The organism is Curtobacterium sp. MCBD17_035, from assembly GCF_003234815.2.
Classification (GTDB): Bacteria; Actinomycetota; Actinomycetes; order Actinomycetales; family Microbacteriaceae; genus Curtobacterium.
Genome location: NZ_CP126279.1, coordinates 3,171,490 through 3,196,398 on the forward strand (window position 1 = coordinate 3,171,490; position 24,909 = coordinate 3,196,398).

The 24,909-nt window shown below is 73.2% G+C and carries 26 protein-coding genes; 13 read left to right on the plus strand and 13 right to left on the minus strand.

Annotation, left to right across the window (positions count from 1 at the left end):
• Positions 1-66 precede the first annotated feature (66 nt).
• Entirely contained in the window at positions 67-681 is a 615-nt protein-coding gene (locus DEI93_RS14995) for a hypothetical protein (RefSeq protein WP_111120027.1), read from the minus strand.
• A 107-nt stretch (positions 682-788) separates the two neighbouring features.
• Positions 789-1,214 (minus strand): BLUF domain-containing protein, encoded by a 426-nt coding sequence (locus DEI93_RS15000; protein WP_181435132.1) that lies wholly within the window; start codon positions 1,212-1,214, stop codon positions 789-791.
• A gap of 223 nt (positions 1,215-1,437) precedes the next feature.
• Between DEI93_RS15000 and DEI93_RS15005 the strand changes: the two genes are divergently transcribed.
• Entirely contained in the window at positions 1,438-2,019 is a 582-nt protein-coding gene (locus tag DEI93_RS15005; RefSeq protein WP_111120029.1) for a sigma-70 family RNA polymerase sigma factor, read from the plus strand.
• Between the two features lie 53 nt (positions 2,020-2,072).
• Here the strand turns inward: DEI93_RS15005 and DEI93_RS15010 are convergent, their stop codons facing one another.
• Positions 2,073-2,750 carry a TetR/AcrR family transcriptional regulator gene (locus DEI93_RS15010; RefSeq protein ID WP_111036253.1) on the minus strand — a complete coding sequence of 226 codons (678 nt, stop codon included), beginning with the start codon at positions 2,748-2,750 and terminating at the stop codon, positions 2,073-2,075.
• A 237-nt stretch (positions 2,751-2,987) separates the two neighbouring features.
• Here DEI93_RS15010 and DEI93_RS15015 point away from each other — a divergent pair, with 237 nt between their 5' ends.
• A complete protein-coding gene (locus tag DEI93_RS15015) occupies positions 2,988-4,283 on the plus strand; it encodes an Ig-like domain-containing protein (protein ID WP_111120030.1) in 1,296 nt (431 codons plus the stop codon).
• Positions 4,284-4,441: 158 nt separating this feature from the next.
• The gene (locus tag DEI93_RS15020; protein ID WP_111120031.1) at positions 4,442-4,768 is read left to right on the plus strand and encodes a hypothetical protein; all 327 of its coding nucleotides are present in this window, start codon (positions 4,442-4,444) and stop codon (positions 4,766-4,768) included.
• A 171-nt stretch (positions 4,769-4,939) separates the two neighbouring features.
• Here DEI93_RS15020 and DEI93_RS15025 read toward each other — a convergent pair whose 3' ends face one another.
• The 3 genes from DEI93_RS15025 to DEI93_RS15035 form a co-directional block, all read right to left on the minus strand.
• Complete coding sequence (locus DEI93_RS15025; RefSeq protein ID WP_111010601.1) at positions 4,940-5,839, minus strand: glucose 1-dehydrogenase; 900 nt, start codon at positions 5,837-5,839, stop codon at positions 4,940-4,942.
• Between the two features lie 123 nt (positions 5,840-5,962).
• Positions 5,963-6,169, minus strand: coding sequence for a hypothetical protein (locus tag DEI93_RS15030; RefSeq protein ID WP_111010600.1), 207 nt, complete (start codon positions 6,167-6,169; stop codon positions 5,963-5,965).
• A 12-nt stretch (positions 6,170-6,181) separates the two neighbouring features.
• Positions 6,182-7,909: a PEP/pyruvate-binding domain-containing protein gene (locus tag DEI93_RS15035; protein ID WP_111120032.1), complete on the minus strand. Its 1,728-nt coding sequence runs from the start codon at positions 7,907-7,909 to the stop codon at positions 6,182-6,184.
• A gap of 74 nt (positions 7,910-7,983) precedes the next feature.
• On the opposite strand from DEI93_RS15035, the gene DEI93_RS15040 reads away from it, so the two are divergent.
• The 6 genes from DEI93_RS15040 to DEI93_RS15065 all read left to right on the plus strand — a co-directional run bounded on the left by DEI93_RS15040 (position 7,984) and on the right by DEI93_RS15065 (position 15,945).
• The gene (locus DEI93_RS15040) at positions 7,984-9,198 is read left to right on the plus strand and encodes a cytochrome P450 (RefSeq protein ID WP_220037893.1); all 1,215 of its coding nucleotides are present in this window, start codon (positions 7,984-7,986) and stop codon (positions 9,196-9,198) included.
• On the plus strand, positions 9,195-10,730 hold the full coding sequence (locus tag DEI93_RS15045) for an aldehyde dehydrogenase family protein (RefSeq protein WP_111120033.1): 1,536 nt from the start codon (positions 9,195-9,197) through the stop codon (positions 10,728-10,730). Before DEI93_RS15040 ends, DEI93_RS15045 begins: the two co-directional genes overlap by 4 nt.
• A complete protein-coding gene (locus DEI93_RS15050; RefSeq protein WP_111120034.1) occupies positions 10,727-11,797 on the plus strand; it encodes a zinc-binding dehydrogenase in 1,071 nt (356 codons plus the stop codon). Before DEI93_RS15045 ends, DEI93_RS15050 begins: the two co-directional genes overlap by 4 nt.
• A gap of 82 nt (positions 11,798-11,879) precedes the next feature.
• Positions 11,880-14,243 (plus strand): PEP-utilizing enzyme, encoded by a 2,364-nt coding sequence (locus DEI93_RS15055; RefSeq protein WP_111120035.1) that lies wholly within the window; start codon positions 11,880-11,882, stop codon positions 14,241-14,243.
• Positions 14,240-15,055, plus strand: a complete 816-nt coding sequence (locus tag DEI93_RS15060; protein ID WP_111120036.1) for a phosphatase PAP2 family protein — start codon at positions 14,240-14,242, stop codon at positions 15,053-15,055. Before DEI93_RS15055 ends, DEI93_RS15060 begins: the two co-directional genes overlap by 4 nt.
• Positions 15,056-15,177: 122 nt before the next feature.
• Positions 15,178-15,945 carry a hypothetical protein gene (locus tag DEI93_RS15065; protein ID WP_146244435.1) on the plus strand — a complete coding sequence of 256 codons (768 nt, stop codon included), beginning with the start codon at positions 15,178-15,180 and terminating at the stop codon, positions 15,943-15,945.
• Positions 15,946-15,957: 12 nt separating this feature from the next.
• Here DEI93_RS15065 and DEI93_RS15070 read toward each other — a convergent pair whose 3' ends face one another.
• The 3 genes from DEI93_RS15070 to DEI93_RS15080 form a co-directional block, all read right to left on the minus strand.
• A complete protein-coding gene (locus tag DEI93_RS15070) occupies positions 15,958-16,722 on the minus strand; it encodes an amidohydrolase family protein (RefSeq protein ID WP_111120038.1) in 765 nt (254 codons plus the stop codon).
• A 94-nt stretch (positions 16,723-16,816) separates the two neighbouring features.
• Positions 16,817-17,644, minus strand: coding sequence for an endonuclease/exonuclease/phosphatase family protein (locus DEI93_RS15075; RefSeq protein ID WP_111010593.1), 828 nt, complete (start codon positions 17,642-17,644; stop codon positions 16,817-16,819).
• 95 nt (positions 17,645-17,739) lie between these two features.
• On the minus strand, positions 17,740-18,813 hold the full coding sequence (locus tag DEI93_RS15080) for an alkene reductase (protein ID WP_181434776.1): 1,074 nt from the start codon (positions 18,811-18,813) through the stop codon (positions 17,740-17,742).
• Between the two features lie 144 nt (positions 18,814-18,957).
• Between DEI93_RS15080 and DEI93_RS15085 the strand changes: the two genes are divergently transcribed.
• Positions 18,958-19,572 (plus strand): TetR/AcrR family transcriptional regulator, encoded by a 615-nt coding sequence (locus DEI93_RS15085; protein WP_111120039.1) that lies wholly within the window; start codon positions 18,958-18,960, stop codon positions 19,570-19,572.
• Here the strand turns inward: DEI93_RS15085 and DEI93_RS15090 are convergent.
• Positions 19,569-19,871, minus strand: coding sequence for a transcriptional regulator (locus DEI93_RS15090; RefSeq protein WP_111071948.1), 303 nt, complete (start codon positions 19,869-19,871; stop codon positions 19,569-19,571). The two genes, DEI93_RS15085 and DEI93_RS15090, sit on opposite strands and share 4 nt — an antisense overlap.
• Positions 19,872-19,879: 8 nt before the next feature.
• Positions 19,880-20,359: a hypothetical protein gene (locus DEI93_RS15095; protein ID WP_111120040.1), complete on the minus strand. Its 480-nt coding sequence runs from the start codon at positions 20,357-20,359 to the stop codon at positions 19,880-19,882.
• Between the two features lie 112 nt (positions 20,360-20,471).
• Here DEI93_RS15095 and DEI93_RS15100 point away from each other — a divergent pair, with 112 nt between their 5' ends.
• The 3 genes from DEI93_RS15100 to DEI93_RS15110 all read left to right on the plus strand — a co-directional run bounded on the left by DEI93_RS15100 (position 20,472) and on the right by DEI93_RS15110 (position 22,458).
• Positions 20,472-20,825 carry a hypothetical protein gene (locus DEI93_RS15100; RefSeq protein WP_111012963.1) on the plus strand — a complete coding sequence of 118 codons (354 nt, stop codon included), beginning with the start codon at positions 20,472-20,474 and terminating at the stop codon, positions 20,823-20,825.
• Between the two features lie 7 nt (positions 20,826-20,832).
• Positions 20,833-21,222: a hypothetical protein gene (locus tag DEI93_RS15105; RefSeq protein ID WP_146244436.1), complete on the plus strand. Its 390-nt coding sequence runs from the start codon at positions 20,833-20,835 to the stop codon at positions 21,220-21,222.
• Between the two features lie 84 nt (positions 21,223-21,306).
• Entirely contained in the window at positions 21,307-22,458 is a 1,152-nt protein-coding gene (locus DEI93_RS15110; RefSeq protein ID WP_181436070.1) for an acyltransferase, read from the plus strand.
• Here the strand turns inward: DEI93_RS15110 and DEI93_RS15115 are convergent.
• Positions 22,434-23,120: a response regulator gene (locus DEI93_RS15115; protein ID WP_111012961.1), complete on the minus strand. Its 687-nt coding sequence runs from the start codon at positions 23,118-23,120 to the stop codon at positions 22,434-22,436. The two genes, DEI93_RS15110 and DEI93_RS15115, sit on opposite strands and share 25 nt — an antisense overlap.
• Complete coding sequence (locus DEI93_RS15120) at positions 23,117-24,589, minus strand: sensor histidine kinase (protein WP_111120043.1); 1,473 nt, start codon at positions 24,587-24,589, stop codon at positions 23,117-23,119. Before DEI93_RS15120 ends, DEI93_RS15115 begins: the two co-directional genes overlap by 4 nt.
• Between the last annotated feature and the right edge of the window lie 320 nt (positions 24,590-24,909).

Below are 24,909 nucleotides of genomic sequence, written 5' to 3' on the forward strand. Positions count from 1 at the left end.
CACCAGGATCGCACTGACTCCCTGCGTCTCCGGTCGACGTCAGCCTCCCTGCGTCTCCGGTCGACGTCAGCGCGGCAGGAGCCGGAGCGGCACCCCGGCGTCGCGGAGCGCGAGTGTGGCGAGGACCCGGACCGCGTCGGGCTCCCCGGCCCGCCACCGCTCGACCACGGTGGGTTCCACGGCACGCAGCGTGCGGGGGTGCGCGTGCGCCAACGCCTGTGCCGCGAGGGCTTCCAGTCCGAGCGGTGTGCGCAGCAACGCCCGGACCGCGGCCGCCCGCCGCACGAAGCCGCCCCGCCGGCGCAGCCACAGGACGACGACGACGAGGACGGGCAGGCCCGCCACGACGACGCCGACGAGGACCGCGACGTGGTGGGCTGCCTCCTGCTGGTCGCGCCCCGCGGCGACGAGGGTCCGTGCGGCGTCACTCGCGTTCCGGAACGGCGTGCTCACGGCACGGCCCGCGAACGGCAGGTCGGCGATGCGGTCCGCCGCCCGCGACATGGTGCTGCGGAAACCCTCACCCGCGTCCTGCACGCGCCGACCGACGTCACCGAGTGCGGCGATCGACGCCCCGACCGCGCGCCCGAGCAGGACCGCCAGGACGATCGCGACGAGGGCGACCACGTCGGCGACCAGCTGCCGCACACGACGGACGGGATCGGCGGCGTACAGCTGCATGGGGCCTCCTCGCGTGGGCCCCGAGGCCCGGAACGGACCCGTTCATCATCGTCGTCCCGCGGACGGCGCGCCGAGGATCGGCCGACATCCGCCCCCCGTGCCGGGGCTCAGGCCGCGGTCGGGTCCTCGTCACCGAGCTGCGCGACGAGGTCCTGCACCCGCGCCGCGGTCTCCGACGTCCGACCGGCCGCGGGCGCGCTGAAGAAGTCGTCGAAGCCGGGCAGGTCGTCGGTGCCGGTGTCGACGACCGCGCGGTACCCCATGGTCCACGCCGGGAACCGTCGCTCGGCGATCGACTCCTGCGCGACGAGCTGGACCGCACCGTGGCGCGGGTCCGACGCGATGATCGCGTAGCGCTCGCGCACGGCGTCGTCGGGACCCTCGAGCACCTGCATGAACTGCCCGTCCTGGTGCAGCAGGACGCCGGTCAGACCGGCACGGGCGTTGTTCGCGCGGCTGTTCAGGAGCAGGACCGCCAGGTCGTCATCCGTGAACGGGTAGGTCGCGGAACTGGTGTAGACGGTGGACAGCACGACGGTTCTCCTCAGGTGGGGATCAGGGGTAGGACCCAGATTCCACCCACGACCGCCGCGAGCGGGACACCCAGTTCGGGGCGCATCGGGGAGGCACGGCCCCAACGGTGTCTCCGAGCCGGTCCAGGAGGCACGAGTAGACGAGACGCAGCCGTCGTACCCCGTCGGCGGAGTCAGCGTCGACAGGACCACCCGAGATCACGACACCCGAGACGGACCCGAGATGCTGCACCGTCGACCGACCACCGACCCCGCCACGACGAGCGATGACGCGCTGCTCATCGCCGTCTGCGGCGGCGACCGCGAGGCCTTCCACCAGCTCTACCTCCGGCTGACGCCGCGCCTCGTGTCGTTCGCCCGCCGGACGCTCGTCGACCACGCCCAGGCCGAGGAGGTCGTGCACGACGTCCTCCTCGACGTCTGGTCCGACGACACGACACCGTACGACCCCGCGCGCGCGTCGGCGACGAGCTGGCTCCAGACCCTCACCCACCGCCGCGCCGTCGACCGGGTCCGGTCCATCGAGCGCACCCGGCAGCGGGAGATCCGCGTCGGGATGCGGGACTTCGAGCCGGTCGACCACGACGCCGCCGAGCGGTTGGACGTGCTGGCCGAGTGGGTCGCGGTGCGGAACGCGCTCGCCGACCTCACGCCGAACCAGCGATCCGCCGTGCTCTTGCGGTACCGCGACGGGCTCACGGACCTGGAGGTCGCCGACCGGTTGAGCGTCCCGGTCGGCACCGCGAAGACGCGGATCCGGAGCGGTATCCGCAGCCTCCGCCGCTGCCTCAGCGTCGCGGTCTGACGGCGCGCGTCAGCGCGACGGCCCAGGACGGTCCGGGCGGCGGTCGCCGCGACTCAGAGCGACCAGGCGTCGTCGACCCACGTCGACGGCGTGAGCGGAGCGCGCACCTGGTACCGCTCCTCCCAACCGCGCTCGAGGCGGGAGGCCGCCCGGTCGAACGCCGACATCAGGTCCAGGTCCTGCCGGAGCAGGGCCTGCAGCTGCAGGCCCTCGTAGAGGGCGATGAGCTGCTCCGCGCCGCGACGGGGGTCCATGGTGTGCGGTGCACGACCGACGGCGACGTCGTGCTCGAGACCGCGGCGGATCTGCGTGACGAACAGCTGGTACCGCGACTGCAGGTAGGGGGCCATGGGGTGCGTGCAGTCGCTCGCGACGCTCGCGAGGGCGACGAGCAGGCGCATGAGCGCGGGCTGCCGGACGTTCGACGCCACCATCGCGCGGAGGAACTCGACGGTGCTGACGTCGCCGAGGGTGTGCTCGATGGCTTCGGTGCGCTGGCCGTTCCACCGGTCGACGGCGGCGAGCACGAGGCCGTCCCACGACGGGAAGTGCTGGTGGAGCTCTTCGAGCGAGATGCCGATGCGGGCGGCGACGGCTTCCGGACGGGCCTCGTGGAAGGGCACCTCGTGGAGCAGGTCGACGGCCCCGTCGACGATGATGACGCGGAGGTGGAGCGTCTGGGCTGCGGCGGCAGCGGCCGCGGTGTCCGCGTTGGTGTGGTCGAGCATCATGCCCCTTCGTGGAGACGGGAGGGCGGACGACGTTGGCACCCTGGTCCGGTCTGGCGGACGTCGTGTCCGTCCCCACGATCAAACCGCCCAGAAGGTTTCTTCCGCACCCCCCGGTCCGGGGGTCCTCTCTTCAGGGGACAACCGGGGGGCGGCGCCCTCGGGGTATCGGGAGCGACGCCGTAGCATGACCACACCCGACGCGGGCCCGAACCCGCGACCCCGTATCCCAGGAGCACCATGTACCCGAAGCATGCCCTCGTCCGCCGTGTCCGGATCCCGATCGTGGGCGGTGTCACCCTCGCCGTCGCGGGCGCCCTCGTCCTGGCCGCCGGCCCCGCAGCCCACGCCACCGAGGTCTCCGGCGCGATCACGAACGTCACCGTCAGCCCGACCGCGCCGGCGCTCGGCAGTCAGCTCCGCACGTCCATCGACTGGTGCGCGCCCGCCGACGCCCGCGCCGGTGACACGTTCGGCCTCACGTTGAGCGACCACCTCGGTCACCTGCCGACGGGCTTCGAACTCGACGACCCCGCGACCGGCGCGACGGTGGCGACGGCAACGATCGCATCGAGCACCCCGTGGATCGTCTCGTTCACGTTCACGAACTACGTGGACACGCACCGCGACACCTGCGGCACGGCGTACGTCCAGTCGGACTTCGACGGCACGACGACCCCGGGCGGTGTCACCACCCCGATCACCTCGACGACGAGTGACGGGCGGCAGTTCACGACGCCGATCACGCCGACCGGCCCGGCCTGGGGTGACCCGGCGGCCGCGTCGAAGTACGGCACGTGGGCGCGGCCCGACCAGGGCCGGACGAACCCGACGGACGCGGTCGTCTGGCACATCGACACCCCGAACGGCCCGTTCGCCTCCGCCACGACCACCGACGACGTTCCCGTCGGACAGACCTGGCAGTTCGACTGCGGCACGGTGCGGCTCTCCGAGGGTTCCTACGTCGACGGCGTCTACACGCACATCGCGGACCTCGCCGGATCGGACTTCCCGGTCACCTGCTCCACGTCCAGTGTGACCGTGTCCTGGCCGGCGCTCGCCGTCGCGGACCAGTACCGCGTCGAGGTCGCGACCTCCGAGCAGACGGCGAACGGTGACGGTCCGGCTCGTACCGAGCAGAACGTGGCGACCGTCACCACCCGCGCCACCGACGGCACGACCGCCACGACGGATGCCGGTGCACAGATGATCCAGGCGAGCGCGGGCGGCATGGGGCAGGGCGTCGCCGTGGCCGTCGCGCCGATCGTGACGCCGACGCCGTCCCCCTCGGGCGGCACCGCGAGCGTGTCCCCGGCCGGAGCGAGCGCCGTACCGGCTGCTGCCGCTGCGACCGACACATCGGGCTCCCTCGCGTTCACCGGGCAGGACGACCGCCCGGCGATCGCGCTCGGTTCGGCCCTGCTCCTGGCGGGGATCGCCGTGCTCGCCCTGGCGCGTCGCCGTCGGCTCACCGTCGACGCGCCCGAGTCGGCCGGATCCGCGACGCCGCGTCACGGCCTCCGTCGGCAGCGCTGACCCCCGGTCCCGGCGGCGCTGACCCACGTCCCGGCGGCGCACCGCGCCGTCGGGACCGGGCCGGCACGGACCGGGCCGGCACGGACCGGGCCGGCACGGACCGGGCCGGCGGAACACCGCTGGCGCGGCGCCGGGATCGCGGTGCGAGGATGGACGCCATGTCCCCTGACGATCTGGCACAGGGCCTCGCGCAGATGGCGAGCACCGGGTTCGAGCTCGGTGGCCGCGCGGACGAGGTCGCTCGGGACGTCCGCCTCATGTGGGAGCACCTCGGCGCTCCGGCCGGTGCCTTCGAGGCCGCGGCCGAGGCCGTCGCGAAGCTGCCGCAGCGTCCGGAGGTACCCGTCGCCGACCTGGCGCGCCGGGCCGAGATGGAGCAGGCCTTCGGCATCCAGCCGGTCGAGGTCGAGCTCGCCGCGGCGTTGTCCGCGCGCGAGCTGCTGCAGCGCATGGCGCGGATGCGCCCCGCCCCCGACACCCGCTGACGCCCCCGGACGGCCCGGACTTGGAACGCCCCGGAACCCCACTTGGAACGCCCAGATCGCAGAACACGCCGCTTCCCGATGGTGGGAAGCGGCGTGTTCTGCGATCTCGTCGCGGTGCTCGGGCGGCGGGCCGAACGCCCGGGCCCGGCCCGGCCCGGCCCGCGCCGGGCGTCACGGCGTGGGCATGCCACCGTTCACGTGGAGCGTCTCGCCGATGACGAACGAGGACTCACCACTCGCCAGGAACACGAAGGCCGGCGCGAGCTCGGCCGGCTGACCCCAGCGTCCGAGCGGGGTCTCGGCGCCGACCTCGGGCAGCTTCTCGGGGGCCTGGCCACCCGCCGGCTGCAGCGGCGTCCAGATCGGGCCGGGAGCGACCGCGTTGACGCGGATGCCCTTCGACGCGAGCTGGCCCGCGAGCCCCTTGGAGAACGTGTTGATGGCACCCTTGGTCGAGGCGTAGTGCACGAGCGCCGGCGACGGCTGGTACGCCTGGATCGAGGTCGTGTTGATGATCGTCGAGCCCGGCTGCAGGTGCGGCAGCGCGGCCTTCGTGATCCAGAACATCGCGTAGACGTTCGTCTTGAAGGTGGCGTCGAACTCCTCGTCCGACAGGTCGGTGAGGTCCTCGACGTGCTGCTGCTTGCCCGCGTTGTTGACGAGGATGTCGAGCCCACCGAGCTCGTCGACGGCCTTCGCCACGAGCTCACGGCAGAACGCGGCGTCCGTGATGTCGCCGGGCAGCGTGACGGCCTTGCGGCCCGCGTCCTCGATGAGGCCGACGATGCGCTTGGCGTCCTCTTCCTCCTCGGGCAGGTACCCGATCGCGACGTCGGCGCCCTCGCGCGCGTAGGCGATCGCGACGGCTGCGCCGATGCCCGAGTCACCGCCCGTGATCAGGGCCTTGCGCCCCTCGAGTCGACCGGAGCCGCGGTAGGTCTCCTCACCGTGGTCGGCGGGGACGTTCTCCGCCATCTCGGCATCGGTGCCGGATCCGCCGAGGTACTGCTCGTCGGGCACCTTGTCGGCGTAGAGCTTGCTCGGGTCCTGGAACGTGTACTGGTCCGTCATGTCTGGGTCTCCTCCTCCTGGCTGAGGACCCCGACGGTACGCGGGAGACCGGGACGCGCTCACGGCCAGCCGGCGGCGGTTGTCCCCCGGGCGGAGGCGCTCCGGTCCCCGCCCGCCCCGTCGTCAGTCGGCGGGCCGGAACACCGCGATCGGCAGCGCTCCCGGCTCCTCGTCGACGTCGTCGGTGGCGATCCAGGTCCGTCCCTCGTGCTCGATGGTCGTCGGGAGCTCGCCCCGCACGATCAGGCGGATCGGCGGCTGGTCGCCGTCCACGAGGTCCACGCCCCGCGCGCGGTCGTCACCGGTGTTGTCGACCACGTACTCCGTCATGGGTGCAGTCTGTCACCGTCCGGCGGCCCAGGTGTCGAGCCGCTCGAGCGCGCGCAGCGCCGCGGCCCGGTCGCCGCCCCGGTCGGGAGGCACGGGGGCGCCCGCCCCGTCGCTCGCCGCGGTCGCCGTCCCCGACGACGCGTCGCCGGCGTCCGTTCCGCTCCCGTCCCCGGTCGCGGCCCCCGCCGCTCCGACCCACACCCGACCGGAGGCACCGTCGACGGTCACGACGTCGCCGACGCGGACCACGACGCCGGAGGGGCCGGTCGCGGTGGTGTCGTCCCCGGCACCCGCGAGCACGAGGTCACCGGCGCCGACCACGGCCGGGACGCCCCACCCCCGCGCGACCACGGCCGCGTGACTGGCCAGGCCGCCCCGGCAGGTGACGATCGCGACCGCGGCGGACATCCCGACGACGTCCTTCGGGCTGGTCTCACGACGCACGAGCACGACGTCGCCGTCCGCGGCGAGCGCCGCCTCGGACGAGAACACGACCGCCCCGGTGACGATCCCGGGCGACGCGCCGAGCCCGGTCACGAGCAGGGGCCCGCCGGCGGCAGCACCGTCCGCGTCGTCACCGTGCTCCGTGGCGGAGCCAGCACCACCCGTCTCGAGGTCGAGCCGCGCCCGCTCCCGGACCTCCTCCGGGACGCGCGCCACGGCCTCCTCGGGCGTCAGCGCGACCTCCGGGTCGTCCACCAGGTCGACGGCGGTGCGCACGGCGGCGACCGCGCTGAGCTTGCCGGCGCGGGTCTGGAGGAACCAGAGCCGTCCCTCCTCGACGGTGAACTCGACGTCGCAGACGTGGCGGTAGTGGGCCTCCAGGCGGCGCAGCGCGGCCATGAGGTCGACGTACACCTGGGGGTCGAGGTCGGCGAGGTCGCGGACCGGCACCGGGTGCGCACTGCCGTCGACGACGTCCTCGCCCTGGCCGCGGACGAGGTAGTCGCCGTACGGGCCCGGCGCGCCGGTGGCCGGGTCGCGCGTGAAGACGACGCCGGTTCCGGAGCGTGGTCCGCGGTTGCCGAACACCATGGCCTGCACGGTGACGGCGGTGCCGGCGTCGTCGTCGATGCCGTCGCGGGCGCGGTAGGCGCGGGCACGCTCGCTGTCCCACGACGCGAAGACCGCGGCGATCGCCTCGCGGAGCTGCTGCTCGGGGTCGTGCGGCACGGGCCGCCCGGCGAGCTCGGTGATCCGTCGTTGCAGCGTGCGGGCGTCCTCGGCGTCGGCGAGCGCCTCGACGGACACGCCCATGACGATCGTGGCGTACATCCGGAGGAAGCGCCGGTGGCTGTCCTCGGCGAAGGCGTCGTCCCCGGTGGCGCGCGCGAGCCCCCGCACGGTGTCGTCGTTGAGCCCGAGGTCGAGGACCGTGTCGAGCATCCCGGGCATCGAGACGGCGGCGCCGCTCCGAACGGACAGCAGCAGCGGATCGTCCGGGTCGCCGAGCCGGCGGCCCATCCGCTGGCCGAGCGCCGCGACGTGTGCCGCGACGACGGCGTCGAGCGAGGGGGGCCAGCCACCGTGACGCCACCGACGGAACACCGGCAGTGCGATCGTGAACCCCGGGGGGACGTCGAGTCCCAGCGCGGTCATCTCGGCGAGGCCCGCGCCCTTGCCGCCGAGCAGCTCCGTGAGCTCGCGGACGGGGACGCCGTGGTGGTGGTCGAGCGCGAACACGGCGTCGTCGAGCGCGCGGTCCCGCGGTTCGACGCACGGCTCGGACGGGGAGGACATCACGGCGCTCCTGGGGTCGGAAAGGTGTTCCACAGTAGCCAGTTCGTCGCCCGACGCGACTACGGTTGGCGACCATGACGATCGGGAGCCCGACGGCGGGCGTCGACCTGATGGACCTCACCGCGTTCGCGGACGACCGCGAGATGGCGGTGTTCGCCGCGCTCCGGGAGCAGGACCCCGTGCACTGGAACGCCCCGTCGCACCGCGGGCCGGGCTTCTGGGCGCTCACTCGGTACGCCGACGTCAAGGCCGCGGCGAGCGAGATGCCGCAGCTGACGAGCGCCGAGGGCACCCAGATCCTGGACCGCAAGGTGGAGGGCGCGCTGCAGAGCCTCCACAACATGGACGGGCAGGAGCACGTCGCCCTGCGCCGGGTCACGATCCCGCACCTGCGGGCCGTGAAGATCCAGCAGTGGCAGGCCATGATCGACGAGGCCGTGACGCTCCTGCTCGACGAGGCGGAGGCCCGCGGCACCTTCGACCTGGTCGAACGCATCAGCGCCCGCCTGCCGATGCTCGTGCTGTCCCGCGTCCTCGGCATCCCCGCGTCGGATGCGCCCCGCATGGTCGACTGGACGAACCGGTTGACGAGCTCCGACCCGGACCACCTGGTCGACGCCGACGCCCTCGCCGAAGCGCGGGACGAGGTCATGGGGTACTTCCAGCGCCTCACCGAGGAGCGTCGCGCCGACCCCCGGGACGACCTCATCAGCGTCATGGCGAACGGCAGCGTGGCCGGGCAGCCGCTCACCTGGAACCAGCTGGCGGCGTACTACATCGTGCTCGTGGCGGCCGGGAACGAGACCACGCGGCACCTCGTCTCGGGCGGCACGGTGGCGCTCCACGAGCACGACGCGTGGGCGCGGCTGGAACGTGACCGCGGCCTCCTGCCGAGGACCGTCGAGGAGATGTTCCGCCACGTCAGCCCGGTCGCCGCGATGCGCCGGACCGCACTCGAGGACCTGACCATCGACGGACGCGACGTCGCCGCGGGCGACAAGGTCGTCCTGTGGTTCTCGGCCGCGAACCGTGACCCCGCCGTGTTCGAGGACCCGGACGACTTCCGCCTCGACCGCACGCCGAACGACCACCTGAGCTTCGGGTGGGGCGCGCACTTCTGCCTCGGGTCGCACCTGGCGCGGGCGGAGGTCCGGTCGTTCTTCGGCGCCGTGCTCGACCGCGGGATCCGGTTCGAGCTCGACGGGGAGCCGGAACGCCTGCGGGTGAACCTGTTCCGCGGGTGGGACCGCGTGCCGGTGCGTGTGGTCCGGACGGGAGGCGCGGCATGAGTCCCGAGACCGGTGTCAGCACCACCGCCGCTCCCGTCGACGCGGTCGTCGTCCCCGACCGCTCCGTGTTCATCGGCGGCGGCTGGGTCTCGCCCGACGACGAGGCCCCACTCGACGTCGTGGACCCGGCGACGGAACGGATCATCGGCACCGTCCTCGACGCATCCGCCGACCTCGCGCACCGCGCACTGCTCGACGCCCGGGAGGCCTGGCCCGCCTGGGCCGCGCTGCCACCGTCCCGACGTGCCGGGCTCCTCGACGCGCTCGCCGCGGAACTCGAACGGCACGGTGACGCCCTCGCCGAGCTCGCGACGCACGAGATCGGCATGCCCATCCGGGAGTCCCGCGCGGTCCAGGTCGACCTGCCCGTCAAGGTGCTCCGCTCGACGGCGGCGATCGCCCGGCAGCTCGCCTGGGACAGCCGCGACGCCTCGGGCAGCTCCGTCGTGCGCGAGCCGGTCGGCGTGGTGCTCGCGATCACGCCGTGGAACTTCCCCGTCCACCAGATCGTGGCGAAGCTCGCGCCCGCACTCGCCGCGGGCTGCACGGTCGTGCTCAAGCCGGCCGAGCTCACGCCGCTCAACGCGCTGTTCCTCGCCGAGCTCGGGCGCCGAGCGGGGCTGCCCGCCGGGGTGTTCGACGTCGTCACCGGGACCGGCGCGACGACGGGCGAGGCGCTCCTCCAGGACGAGACGTGGGACATGGTGTCGTTCACCGGCTCGCTCGCCGTCGGTCGGCACATCGGTGCCGTCGCCGGGTCGCGGATCAAGCGCGCGACGCTCGAACTCGGCGGCAAGTCCCCCGCGGTCGTGCTCGACGACGCCGACCTCGACCTGGCGGTGCGGACCACCGTGCGCAACTGCTTCACGAACGCGGGCCAGAAGTGCAACGCGCCGACACGGTTGCTCGTGCCGGCGGACCGGCTGCACGACGCGGTCCGGATCGCGGCGGAGTCCGCCGACGCGTACGTGCTCGGGGACCCGCTCGATCCCGGGACGACGATGGGTCCGGTCGTGTCGGCGGAGCAGCGCGCGAAGGTCCTCCGGTTCGTGGACACCGCACGAGCCGCGGGGGCGACGGTCGCCACGGGCGGCACCGCCGTCGACGGCACGGGGTTCTTCCTGCGCCCGACGATCGTCACCGACGTCGCCGAGGACGCCGAGATCGTCCGCGAGGAGGTGTTCGGTCCGGTCCTCGTCGTGCAGGGTCACGCGAGCGAGGACGACGCGGTCCGGATGGCGAACGACACCCCCTACGGCCTGTCGAGCGAGGTCTGGTCGGCGGACGAGGCCCGCGCGGCGGCGATCGCCCGACGCATCCGTGCCGGTCAGGTGCGGGTGAACGGCGTCCGCACCCCGGCCCTCCCGGTCTCGCCGTTCGGCGGGTACGGACAGTCGGGGCTGGGGCGCGAGATGGGGCCGTTCGCGATCGAGGAGTACCTCGAGGTGAAGGCCGTGCTCGGCGACCCCGTGCTCGATCCGACCGCGACCACCGCCGCACCAGCGGCCGCGGGGCAGGACCCGCTCGCGTGAGGGCCGCCGTCGTCACCGAGGCCGGTGGTCCGTTCGTCGTCCGCGACGACGTCGAGCACCGCGCGCCCGGCCCCGGCGAGGTCGTCGTCCGGATCCGCGCCGCGGGCCTGTGCCACACCGACCTGTCCCTGGCCGCGGGCGCGTTCGGGCAGCGGCTCCCGGCCGTCCTCGGACACGAGGGCGCGGGCGAGGTCGTCGCCCTCGGGCCGGACGTCGACACCGTGGCCGTCGGCGACCGCGTCGTCGTGTCGTGGGTCCCCCGGTGCGGCCACTGCTCCGCGTGCCGCCGCGGCGAGTCGTACATCTGCCGGAACCGCCCCCGATCGTCGGCGCAGGGCGCGGCGATGACGGCCGGCGGTGCGGACGTGGTCGCCGGGATGGGCACCGCGACCCTCGCCGAGGAGACCGTGCTGCCCGTGACGGCGCTCGTGCCGCTGCCCGAGGACGTGCCGTTCACCGTCGGTGCGCTGCTCGGCTGCGCCGTCCCGACCGGGTTCGGTGCCGCCGTCGACACCGCGCACGTCGCCCCGGGCGAGACCGCCCTGGTGATCGGGGCCGGCGCGGTCGGGCTCAACGCCGTGCAGGGCGCCCGGATCGCGGGTGCGACCACGATCGCGGCGGTCGACCCGAGCGCGGACCGCCGTCGCCTGGCCGCGGAGCTCGGTGCGACGACGACCGCCGCGCCCGGGGACCTCGACGGTGCCGCGCTGACGGATGGCGAGGGCTTCGACGTCGCGATCGACGCGGTCGGGTCGTCCGGCACGATCCGGGCCGCGTGGGACGCCGTCCGACGCGGTGGTCGGGTGGTCGTGGTCGGCGCGGGCCGGAGCGACGACCCCGTGCGGTTCAGCGCCCAGGAGCTGTTCCACGAGCAGAAGTCGATCACCGGGTCGTTCTACGGCTCGAGCGACATGTGGCGGCAGGTCCCGCGCATGGTCGACGCCTGGCGTGCCGGGGACCTCCGGCTCGACGCGTTCCTGACCGACGTCGTGTCCCTCGACGACCTCGAGGCGGCGGCGGCCCGGCAGCGCGCCGGCGACGTCCTCCGCGTGGTGGTCACACCGTGACCACCCGTCCGACCGACCGACCGGTCCGAACACCCGACGACCACGAACCGCGCAGCGCAGCGCACCGACACGGAGGACCGACATGGCCCAGCAGCTCACCGACGACGAGACCACCTTCGAGCAGGTCGGCACCGGCCTGACGGTCTACGAGACCGACGACCTCGTCGAGGGCGTGGCGAAGTGGCTCGAGACACCCGAGGACGTCATCGCCTTCGCCGACCTCGACGACGTGTCCGACGTCGTCGTGATCGCCCGCGGCGGCACCACGACCTTCCTGACGATGGCGCTCAACGCGGGCATCCGCGGGGTCGTCACGCTGCAGGGCGCACCGGAGAGCCACCTCGGCATCCTCTGCCGCGAGTACGGCATCCCGGCGGTGATGTCGGTCACGTTCGACAAGGGCGTCCGCACGCCGCGCGGCGAGGTGATCCCCGCCGACGGCGTGCGGATCCGGCTCGACGTGTCGTCGCGGCCGGGAGGCAGGGTGAGCGTCGAGCGCGGTGCTCCCGTCGACGACTCCCCGGCGCCCGAGGGCGCCGCCCCGGCGATGAGCCAGGAGGAGTTGGCGCAGATCATGCTCCTGCTCGAGAAGTTCGGTGGCGTCGTGCCGAAGGGTTCCGAGGGCGATGCCGTCATGCAGGCCGAGATGACCACCCGGGTGCTGTACACCGACGCGGAGTCGATCCACCGCGACCTCACGCGCGAGGAGGTCAACGAGGCGATCCGCTACTACACCTGGAACGAGTGGGACGCCCTCGCTTCGCGTGCCACCGAGGGCGAGTCCGGACTCATCCCCCGCCAGGAGTACGAGGCCATGGGGATCATGAACTGCTGGTTCCAGCACCCGCGGTGGCTCCGTGCGATCGAGGACCGGATCGGGATCGACGGCGTCGTCGACATCGCGTCGATCGCCAAGCGCGAGATCGGCACCAAGGTCAACATGCTGCACATCTGGGCGCTCGCCACCGCGCCGTCGTTCGGGCGGGGCATCGCGCTCGAGCTCGGCCTGCACGACGCCGACTACGAGGCCGACCGGATCCGCGACGCGTTCGGCGTCGTCCGTCGGCTCTACAACGGTTTCTGGGGCGACGGCCCGATCCTCACGTCGATGCAGGGGTACCGTGCCGAGGTCCTCGACCGCGACTGGATCGACCGCTTCAGCCAGGACCGGATCGCCCTGGGCGCGGACGCCGACCGCTCGACGTTCCAGCGGTTCCAGGGAGCCGCGGAGCTCATGGGGTTCCTGCTCCACTTCGACAACCGGCTCGGTGTGTCGGATCACGGGCCCTACCCGACCGACGACGGCGGGTTCGTCCTCGTCCGCGACATCTTCCTCAACGAGCCCGCCTGGCACTGGAACGACCCGGCCTCGCCGCTGCCCTGGTCCGTCACGACCGCGATGTTCTTCGGCCCGGACTCCGGCCTCGACGTCCAGGTCATCGACATCTCGACCGCGTTCACGAACCCGGCCAACTACGTGCCGTACATCCAGGGCGTGGCGGCGTACACGCGACCGACCTGGGACGCGCCGATGTCCGACATCGACGTCCTGTCGCTCGAGGACATGGCCGCCCTGCGCACGCAGATCGAGGCGCAGTCCGCCGCCCTGTACGGACGGATCGCGAGCATGGACCGCCGCGAGAAGATCGAGGCGGGCGCCCTCACGTACACCGCGGGCTTCGCGCTCCCGTTCGCCCGCGCCGCCGGCCTGCTCGACGAGCTCATCGCCGATCACGACTTCCTCGGGATCCACCCCGCGGTCGCCGCCTGCTACGACACGATCGTCAGCGGGGTCGCGACCGAGATGATCCCACGACTGTTCCTCACGGGGTCGTGGGGCAACCCCGTCCCCGAGACCGCCTCGACCGGTCTCGTCGCCGACGAGACCGAGTTCGCCGTCCTCCAGGCGCTGCGTGTCCGCGGGTTCGCCACGACCGAGCAGATCGCCGAGAGCACCGGGCTCGACGCCGCGGCGATCGACGCGACACTCGCCGCCACCGACGAGCGCGGACACACCCAGCCGACCGGGGGACGTCGGGCCATGCACACGCTCACGCCGGCCGGACGCGCCCGCGCCGTGCTCCTCGCGGGCGACCGACTCAGCGCCACGCAGCGCAGCACCGTGGCGGACGTGTACGAGTCGTTCCTGTTCCCGAACCGCGACGTCAAGCAGCTCACCGCGGACGCGCAGTCGGGAGCGGACGTCACGGAGCGACTCGAGGTCGTACACGGGCAGATCGGAGCCGTGCTCGCTCAGCTCGGGGATGTCGACCCGCGCTTCGGCCGGTACGGCGAGCGGCTCGAGCGAGCGATCACGGCCTACCGCGGAGGCGACCGGGACGCCCTCGCCCGGCCCCTGTCCGGCTCGTACCACGACGTGTGGATGGAGCTGCACGAGGACCTCATCGCGACGCTCGGGCGGGAGCGCACGGAGGACGACGAGTGACCCACACCCACCGCGCCTCCAGTCCGAGGTCGGTGGGCCGGCGAGACGTCACCGAGTGGCGGAGCCCCGCGGGCCGACGCCTGGCCGACCGCCACCAGCGGCTCGTCGACCGGGTCGGCGCGCACCGGGCGCTCATCGGCCTGCTCGCCGTCGGGGGCGGGGTCGCGGCCGGCGCGACCTGGCTCGCAGCGACGATCTACGACGACGTGGCCGACCGCAACGGCATCGCGAGCCTCGATCAGCCCGCGCTCGCCTTGGCCAAGCGGCTCCGCTCACCCGCGCTCGACGGCACGGCGGCGGCGATCGCGCACGGGTTCGGCCCGGTCGGCATGCCCCTGCTCGCGGCGGCAGCGGGTGGCGCGTTCGCGCTCGAGCAACGGAAGGCCGCGCCGTTCACGCTGCTCGCCGCTGCCGGGCTCGGCTCGCTCGGCATGACCGTCGCCGGCAAGCGGATCATCCACCGCCACCGGCCGGGCCGTCGTGACGCGATCCCGCCGTACGAGCGGTCGCCGTCGTTCCCGTCCGGGCACACGCTCAATGCGACGACGATCGCCGGGATCGTCGCGTACCTCCTCATGCTGCGGCAGCGTCGGCAGGCACCGCAGGTGGTCGTCGCCGGGTCGGCCCTCGCCACGATCGCTGGGGTCGGGCTGTCCCGGGTCCTGCTCGGCGCGCACTGGTTCACGGACGTCGCGGTGGGATGGACGACGGGTGCCGGGTGGCTCGCGACGGTCATCACCGTCCACCGACTGCACCTGACGACGGAGCACGGCAGGACGCCGGCCGCCACTGACATCGACGGCCGGCGCTGAGCCTCCCGGTCCGCGCATCCCGGAGGGCCGACACCGGTCCGCAGGTCACGATGCGGACACGGGGGCGTTGCGATTCGATGAATGCCGGTCACGGGAGCCTCCACGGCCCCTACGGTCGAGTGGTGACCGCTCGACCGCTGCTGCTGCCCACGCTCGTCGTGGGTGCGCTGCTGCTCGGCGGATGCAGCACCCCGGGGACCGCGGCGATCGCCGGGGCCACCACCGACGGGGCAGGCGCTGCCGTCGCCACGCCGCGCGTGGTCGAGACCGCCAGCCTCCTGAGGACCGAAGGCGAGCCGAGCACCGACACGACGATCAGCGCCGCCAGCCTGCGGACCGTCGACGTCATCGAACTCGACGCCGAGCAGCTCCGCCTGTCCGACGGCGACGACCTCGTCGCGGTCGCACCGATGACCGACGGCGACGCCACCGTGGGCCTCCTCCGTCGGCTGCTCGGCAAGCCGCGGATCACCCGCACGGCGGTGGGTGACGGCGGCACCTGTGTCCCGGCGAGCACGTCGTACACCTGGGGCCGAGGCCTCCGCGTCGTCGACCTCGCGCAGACGTCCACCCGCGGGAACGCCGTCGACATCCGCATGCTCAAGGCGTCGATCACCGGACGGTCGGGGGCCACCGTGCGCCTCCAGGGGCCCAACGGTGTCACCGTCGGCGACGACATCCGCGAGCGCGTCGCCACGGCCTCGGGCCGCGACAAGGAGTCCTACGCCTCGGGTGACCGCGCGAACTGGCAGATCGTGCTGCAGGAGGGCTGGGTCCTCGATCCGGACGCCTCCGACGCCGAGGTCGACGGCGTCTCCGCGATCACGAAGGGCACCGAGGTCGCCGTCATCGGATCGCCCATGCCGGTGCACTCGTCCGACGACTGCTAGTCCGCGTCGGTCTCAGTCGAGCGGGGTCCCGACCCGGTAGAAGGTGACCGCGTTGTCGACGAGCACGGCCCGGGCGTCGTCGGGATCGAGCCCCTCGACGGCCACGGCGACGTCCTCGTCCCGGAACGGTCGCCGCGCTCGCGTGCTCGGCAGGTCCGTGCCGAACAGGAGCGCGCGCGGGTCGACCCGGTGGACGGCGGCGAGGGTCTCGCGCACGTCGAGGTCCACGCGGCCGAACCCGGTCGCCTTGACACGGAGCCCGCGCTCGACGAGACGCAGCAGGACGTCCCGGTGCGCGTGCGTCATCCCGAGGTGGTCGACGGAGGCACGGGGCAGCGCCCGGAGCACCGGCTCGAGTTCGGCGAGATCCGCCGCGTCGAGGTACAGCTCCACGTGCATGCCGGCGACGTCCCACGCTCGACGCCCGAGCGCCACGAGATCGGTCACCGCCGTGGATCCGCCGCGGTACAGGTTGCAGCGGATCCCCCGGACCCCGGCCGCGGCGAGCGCCCGGAGTCCGTCGTCGGCGATGTCCGTCGGCACGTTCACGACGCCGACGAACGACGGTCCGAGCCGGTCCAGCGCGTCGAGGAGGTACGTCGTGTCGACGCCCTGGAACGAACCGGACACCACGACGCCGCCGATCACGTCGAACGCCGCCGTCCGCGACCGGTAGTCGTCCACCGTGAACCGCGGCGGGAGGTACCCCTCGTTCGGCACGAGCGGGAACCGCGGATCGATGACGTGGAGGTGGCTGTCGAAGACCTGGATCGGCACGCCGCCATGATGCGCACCCGTCCCCGCGAGATCGCACCTGCTGCCGCTCTGGAGCTCCCGAGAGGGGCAACGAGTGCGATCTCGCGGGCGGGCGTCAGACGCCGAGGACGAGCCGCGCCACCACCGGGAAGTGGTCGCTCGCCGCCCAGGTGCTCGGGTCGTCGTGGTCGATGCGGATGCCCTCGACCTCCACGGGTCCGCGCGTCAGGATCCAGTCGATCCGGACGCCCCCGTCCACGGGCGGCTCCCAGCCGTTGAAGCTCGACACGGGGTCGTCGGAACCGGCGCGCGTCCAGGCGTCCGCGAACCCCGCGACCGCCAAGCGTTCCGACGCCGCGGCGAGCCCCGCGCCCTCGTTGAAGTCCCCCGTGACGACGACCGGCCCGGAGGCATCGGCGAGGCGCGCGGCGATGAGGTCCGCGCTCATCCGGCGCACCTCGGCGCCCCGGGACGTCTGGACGTAGTCGGTGTGGGTCGTCAGGAGCGTGAAGCGCTCGTCGGTGACGAGGTCGTGGAAGCGCCCCCAGGTCGCCATCCGGACGTGTGAGGTGTTCCAGGTGTTCGACCCGACGGCGTCCGGGGTGTCCGACAGCCAGAACGCGCCGTCCTCCTCGACCGCCACGCGGTCCCGTCGGTGGAACACCGCCGCGTACTCGCCGCGCTCGCCGCCCTCGCGTCCCTGGCCGATGTCGCCGTACTCGGGCAGCGCTGCTCGGAGGTCCTCCATCTGCGCGTGGAACGCCTCCTGCACGCAGAGCACGTCGGGGTCGTTCCGCCGGATGATCGCCACGAGCAGCGGCAGGCGATCCGCCCAGTCGTGTGCCGGGTCGTGGTGGTGGTTCTTGACGTTGTAGGTCATCACCGTCAGGGGCACGGCGGTGCGGAGCGTCGCGGCTCCGCCGGTCGTGGAGGGACTGCTCACGCCGTCGACGCTATCGTGCGCCCGTCGTCACGTCCGGTTCCGGACGCGACGACGCCCTCCGTCCGTGCGCGGTCGGAGGGCGTCGGGTCGTGCGATCAGGCGCTGAGCGCCGGGTAGTCCGTGTACCCCTCGGCCGTCGTGCCGTAGAAGGTCGCCGGGTTCGGGGTGTTCTCCTCGGCGTCGCGCTCCCAACGGGTGGCGAGGTCGGGGTTCGCGATGGCGGCGCGGCCGACCCCGACGGCGTCGGCGAGACCAGCCTCGACGAGGCCGATCGCCTCGGTCCGGGTGGTCGGCGCGCTGAACCCGCTGTTCGCGATGAACGGCGCGCCGATGGTGCGTCGGATCCCCTGCACGAAGTCACCGGCGGGCTCGGCGTGGAGCACGTCGACGAACGCGAGCCCGAGCGGGGCGAGTCCCTCGGCCACGGCCGTGTACGTCGCGACGAGGTCGTCGCGGTCGGTCTCGAGCGCACCCTGGATGTTGTGCTCCGGGGAGAGGCGGATGCCCGTCCGGCCGGCACCGACGGCAGCGGCCACCGCGGCGGTCACCTCGACCGCGAGGCGCGCCCGGTTCTCCGGCGTCCCGCCGTACTCGTCCGTGCGCTCGTTCGACGCGGGCGAGAGGAACTGGTGCACCAGGTACCCGTTCGCGCCGTGGACCTCGACGCCGTCGAACCCGGCGCGGATCGCGTTGCGGGCCGCGGCGACGAACTGCTCGACGACCTCGTGCACCTCGTCGGTGGTGAGGGCGTGCGGCACCGGGTACTCGGCCTTGCCGAGCGGCGTGTGTGCCTCACCTGGCGCCGCGAGGGCGCTCGGGCCGACGATGCGCGGCGTCAGCGAGATGTCGGTGTGGGAGACGCGGCCGCCGTGCATGAGCTGCATCACGATCGTGCCCCCGGCGGCGTGCACCGCGTCGGCGACCCGGGCCCACCCGGCGACCTGCTCGTCCGTCTCGATGCCCGGCTGGCCGGGGTACGAGCGGGATTCCTGCACCGGCCAGGTCCCCTCGGTGACGATCATGCCGAGCCCGGCGCGCTGCGCGTAGTGCTCGACGAGCAGGTCGTTCGGGACGCCGTCGACCCCGGCGCGGGTGCGCGTGAGCGGGGCCATGACGATGCGGTTGCGGAGCTGGAGGTCGCCGAACTGGGCGGGGTCGAAGAGGTTCACACGAGGCCCGAACCGCGATCCGGGTTGTTCCATTCCGCAACTTGACCCCCAGAACGGGCGCTTTCCACAGGCTCCCGCCACCGCTTGCATGGAAGGACCGCGCACCATCCATGACGCGACGCCCACCGCAGGAGGACCACCCTGATGGAAACGACGACCGACACCGCCGAGTCGGCCACCCAGACGCTCGCGGCCATGGACGTCCGCATCGGCATCGTCGAGGCGGCCCTGCGGGTGCTGTCCCGCCAGTCCTACCGCCGCACGACGTTGCGGGACGTCGCGGACGAGGCCGGGATGACCCTGGAGCAGGTCGGCGAGCACTTCCCCACGTGGCCGGGGCTCGTCATGGCCACCCTGCACCACTGGCAGACCCTCCGGACCGCGCACCTCCTGGACGTCGGACGGGACCACGGCGTGCTCGAGTTCATGCGTCGCCTGGTCGAGGAGAACCTCGACGACCCCGTGATGGCACGGTTGCTCGTCATGGTGCTCGCGGAGGCGATGGACCCGACGCACCCGAGCGCGCCCTACCTGCAGACGCGCTACGAGGCGTTCCACCAGACCATCCTGACCGCGGTCGAACACGACATCGCGATGGGGCGCTTGCCCCACGACCTGCAGGCGGATCACGCCGCCGAGCTCATCCTCGGGCTCTGGGAAGGGCTGTGGATGCAGTTCCTGCTCCGCCCGCAGATGGACATGCAGGCGGCGTTCGACCGCGCGCTCGGCGTGCTGGTCCGCGACTGGCGCGTGGTCTAGCCCAGGTCGCCTGCGTCCGGGGCGAGTGCGCTGAGGTACGCGAAGTGCGCATCGAGCGCACGGCGACCGTCGCGCGTCAGGCCGGCCCAGGTGCGCGCGTGGCCTCGGTCGCGCTGGACCCGGCGGAGCACCACGTAACCGGCGTCGGTGAGCACCCGGAGGTGCTTGCTCAGCGTCGCGTCCGAGACGTCGAGTGCGTCCCGCAAGGTCGCGAACTCGACCTCGCCACCGCGTGCCAGCAGCGCGCAGATCTGGAGGCGCTGCGGCGCGTGGATCGTCGCGTCGAACGTCGGTTCCATCGGTGCCGTCACGCGTCGCGGCGCCCGAGGTACCGCCGTGCGGCCGCGTCCGCGGGCGGACCGGTCAGGGCGGACACGAGCCCGACGACCGTCGCCACCACGATGCCCTCGGGGACGGTCCACGAGCGCACCACGACCGAGGCCGTGAGCGCGGCGACGGCGACGACCAGGGCGATGACGGACCAGGGAGCGCCCGCGCGGAGGAACTGCCACCGGTCGGGGTTCGCCCGCGAGAACCCGACCACGCCCGTGCGGCGTCGGGCCAGGCCGATGGACAGGACGAGTCCGATGCCGAGCGGGAGGAGGTCCCACGCGGATCGGCTCCGCACGCCGTAGACGGTGAGGGCGATGCCGAGGCCGTGCAGCGCGTGGAACCACCACGGTGAGCGCAGCCGGTCGGTCATCCGGGCGCGTGCGGCACGGACGGCTTCGCGGGCTGCGAGCGGGTCGATCGGCCCGAAGGCCCGGTTCTCGTCGATGTTTTCCATGTCGGCAACAATACTGTTTCCAACACGGAAAGCAAGAGGCACGGGTGCGGCGGCCTGCGGACGCCACCGTCGCGGCGGACTAGCGTCGGGCCTCCAGACGGAAGGGACGGGCATGACGGACCTGGGACCACGCGAGACGGGGGCCGGCGACGAACGCGGCCCGCTGCAGAAGGCGGCCGACGCGTCGACCGGACGGCAGGAGCACGGCATCGGCGACCACGCCCACCGCGTGAAGGACACGGCGTACAGCCCCTCGAGCGACGCCGAGACGGAGGCCGCGCAGGACCTCCAGCGCGACGACGCCGACCTGGCGGAGGACGGCATCGACCCGTCGAAGGTCGTGACGGCGCCGGGGACCGGCGGCGCGGACGACGTCGGCGACGTCGAGCCCGAGGCGGGTGACATCCACCTGCCGTTCCAGGCGTCGGACAACGGCGCCGGCGACAACACGACCGGCCCTCGGTAGTCCCACCGTGGCACGCACGGGCGGACGTTCCCGCCGGGCCCTGGTGATCCGGAGCGTCGCGTTCCTCGTCGTCCTCGTGGTCGACGGGCTCCTCGTCCTCGCCGGCTCGCCGTCGTGGTCCCCACTCGTCGCATCACCACTGCTCATCGCGGCCGCCGTGGTCGGGTTCCTGACGGACCGGCGGGACGACCGGCCGCTCGGCCCACGGTCCCCCGACCGCGACCAGCCCACGGGCCGGATCGCGCGCCAGGTGGGCCTCGCGGCGGTGGGCGTCGTCGGTGTGCTGACGGTCGCCGTGCTCGCGCTCATCGGCCACCCGGAGGTCGCGCTCGTCGTCGCGCTCCTGCTGTCCCTCCTCGCGCTGCTGTTGCTGCGGGGCGGTGTGCGCGGCGCCTGACCCCGAGGTCGGACCTCTGGCGCGGTGGCTCATCGTCGCGCTCGATGGACGTCCCGCAAAGCCGTCGCGCCTACCGTGCCCCGGGTGTCGGAGCCCGAACTCGCTGCAGCGCAGACCACGCCGCGCTCGCACCTGTACGAGATCGACGTGCTCCGGCTCCTCACGTTCGCGTGCGTCATCGCCGTCCACACCGTCAACTACATCGGCGGGTTCGGCGTCGTCACGGACGCGCTGCTCACCCTGCTCCACTTCACGCGTGGGGCGTTCTTCTGGCTGACCGCGTTCGTGCTCACCTACGGGCAGCTCCGTCGGCCGCGGCCACTCCGCCGGTTCTGGCCGCGGCGGTTCCTGCTCGTCGGGCTGCCGTACGTCGTCTGGTCGGGCGTGTACGTGTTCCTGAACGCGACGATCTCGGACTCGCTCGGTGACCCGATCGCCCGGCTCGTCGACTGGGGGCAGGCGCTCCTGCGGGGCGACGCGGCGGAGCAGCTGTACTTCCTGCTCGTGACCATGCAGGTGTACCTCGTGATCCCGGCGCTCATCTGGGCCGTGCGGCGGTTCCCCGAGGCCCACCTGCTGTTCCTCTCGGTCGCGTTCCTCGTCCAGGGCGCGGTGTTCTGGGTCGCGCGGTACGAGCCCGCGACCGTCGCCTGGACGCACGGCTCCCTGACGAGTGTGTTCACGAGCTACCTGTTCTTCGTCGTGGGCGGCGTCGTCGCCGGCGCGCACGCCGACGCGGTGCTGAGGTGGGTGCGCGGGCACCGGGTCGTCCTCGCGGTCGCACTCACCGCCACCGCCGTGCTCGCCCTCGCCGTCTACGCGCTGAACCGTCACATCGGCCTCGACCTCAGCGACGCCTCGGACGAGATGCAGCCCGTGCAGCTCGTGTGGAGCACGGTCGCGACACTCGCCCTGCTGAGCGTCGGCGCCTGGTGGGCGGACCACCGCCGCCCGGGTTCGTGGGACGACCGGACGCTCGCGTGGGCGTCGGACCGGTCGTTCGGGATCTTCCTGAGCCATCCGGCGATGATCACGATCCTGCTCGCGCTCGGCATCACGGCACCGTCGAACCCCGCCGCCCTGCGCGTGCCGATCGCGTACGTCCTCGTCGTGATCGGTGCGGTCGTCACGACCGAGGTGTTCCGGTGGACGCCGCTCAGCCTGCCGCTGACGGGGCGCCCGATGGTGCGTCGCACCCGGGAGGCCCGTGCTCAGCCCGTCGGTGAGAACCGGTAGCCCATCCCCGCCTCGGTGACGAGGTACCGCGGGCTCGCCGGATCCGGCTCGAGCTTCTTCCGCAGCTGCGCCATGTACAGCCGCAGGTACCCGCTGTCACCCCCGTGCGACGGACCCCACACCTCGGTGAGGAGCATCTCACGGGTCATGAGTCGATCCGGGTGCGCCAGGAGGACCTCGAGCAGCCGCCACTCCGTCGGGGTGAGCCGCACGGGGGCGCCGGTGCCTTCGGCCCACGTCACTTGCTTGGCGGCGAGGTCGACCACGAGGTCGCCGATCCGGACGGTCGGGGCCTCCTCGGCCGGGGCCCGTCGACGGCCGAGCGCCCGGAGGCGGGCCAGGAGCTCGTCCATCTGGAACGGCTTCGTCACGTAGTCGTCCGCCCCGGCGTCGAGCGCGTCCACCTTGTCGGCCGAGTCCGTGCGGCCGGACAACACGAGCACGGGCACCTGGGTCCACGCCCGGAGCGCCTCGAGCACCCCAAGACCGTCGAGCCGCGGCATGCCGAGGTCGAGGAGCACGAGGTCCGGCCGCTGCGTGATCACCGCGTCGAGCGCAGCCCGGCCGTCGCGGGCGGTGACGATCTCGTAACCACGGGCGCCGAGCGTGACGGACATGGCTCGGACGAGCTGGGCGTCGTCGTCGGCGATGAGGATCTTCACTGATGTCCTTCCTGACCCGCGCCGGCGATCGGCAGGCGGACGACGACCGTGAGCCCGCCACCCGGGGTGTCGTCGACCCGGATGGTCCCACCCATGCCCTCGGTGAACCCGCGGGCGAGCGCGAGTCCGAGTCCGAGTCCGCTCTCGTTGTCCGTGTCCCCGAGCCGCTGGAAGGGCAGGAACACGTCCTCACGGCGCGACGCCGGGATGCCCGGACCCGAGTCCGCGACGCGCAGCTCGACGACCGTGCCGGAGGCGGTCGCGGCCACGCGGACCCGCACGCCGTCCGGCGAGTAGCGCTGCGCGTTCGCGAGCAGGTTCACGACGACCCGCTGCAGGAGCACCGGATCGGCGCGGACGGGCAGGAGATCGGCGGGCAGGTCGAGGTCGACGTCCGTGGGACCGAGTGCGAGCTCGTCGAGCGCCGGGGCGACGACGTCCTCCAGGGCGATCGTCTGCGGCGTCACCGCGAGCACCCCGGCCTGCACGCGGCTCACGTCGAGCAGGTCGGCCAGCAACGCCGCGAGGGACCGCAGGCTCTCGTCGGCGGTCGCGAGCAGTTCCTCCCGGTCGGACTCCGTCAGCGTGACGTCGGCTGCGCGGAGTCCGCCGATCGCCGCCGTGGCCGCGGCCATCGGGCGGCGCACGTCGTGTCCGACCGCGGCGAGCAGGGCGCTCCGGACCCGGTCGGTGGCCGCGATCCGCTCCGCGTCGACCGCGGCCCGGGCGAGCACGCGGTGCTCGAGCGCGGCGTCGACCTGCTGCTCGACGACGGCCAGGAGGCGCCGCTCACCCGGTCCGACCGCGCCACCCCGGAACTCCACCACGCCACCACCCGGGAGGCTCCGGGTCGCGTCCGGCGTGCCGAGTACCGCCCCCGACGACGCGGCCACGTCGTCGTCCTGCCGGACGAGCACGCTGTCGAACCCGAACGCCTCGCGGGTGCGGTCGACGAGCGCGGCGAGGGCGTCGTCGCCGCGGAGCACGCTCCCCGCGATGCCCGTGAGGAGGGCGGACTCCGCAGCGGCCCGGCGGGCGGTGCGGGAGTGCCGCGCCGAGCGGTCCACGACCACGCTGACGAGCACGGCGCTCACCACGTACAGGACGAGGCCCGCGAGGTGCGACGGCTGCTGGACCGTGATGCGGTGGACGGGAGCGACGAAGAAGTAGTCGAGCGACAGTCCCGACAGCACCGCGGCGAGCACCGCCGGCCATGCGCCGCCGATGAGCGCGGCGACGAGCACGAGGAGCTGGTACGCCAACGCCTCGACCGTGATGTCCCCGCGGGCCCCGATCGCGACGAGCAGCCCGGTGAGCGACGGTCCGACGACGACCACCAACGCGACGGCACCGAGCACGCGGGACCGGCTGAGGCTGCCGGTCCGCCCGGTCGCGAACCGCACGGTGCGGCGGAGCACCGAGGAGTCGGGGTGGACCGCGCGATCGGCCTCGGGTCGTCGACGCTCCATGCACTCATCCTGCCGTCTGGCTGCGTGCACCGCCTGTCACCGCACGATATACTACGTATCAGAAAGGGGACACGGGCGACGACGACCCAGAGACGGCAGAAGCTCCGGGTCCGCCGAGGCGGAATACCGGAGCTTCCTTCCGTGGCCCAGGCGACATGCAGCAGAGGTCATCGAGGGCTTTCGAGAGGAACATACCACATTCCATGCCTGATCCGGACGATGCCTGGTTCCGAGGCTGGGTGAGTGGCCCGAGGCTCGAACCGTACCTCCGAGCCGCGGGCCACGATGCCCGACGCGCTCGTGCGCTGTACGGATGGAAC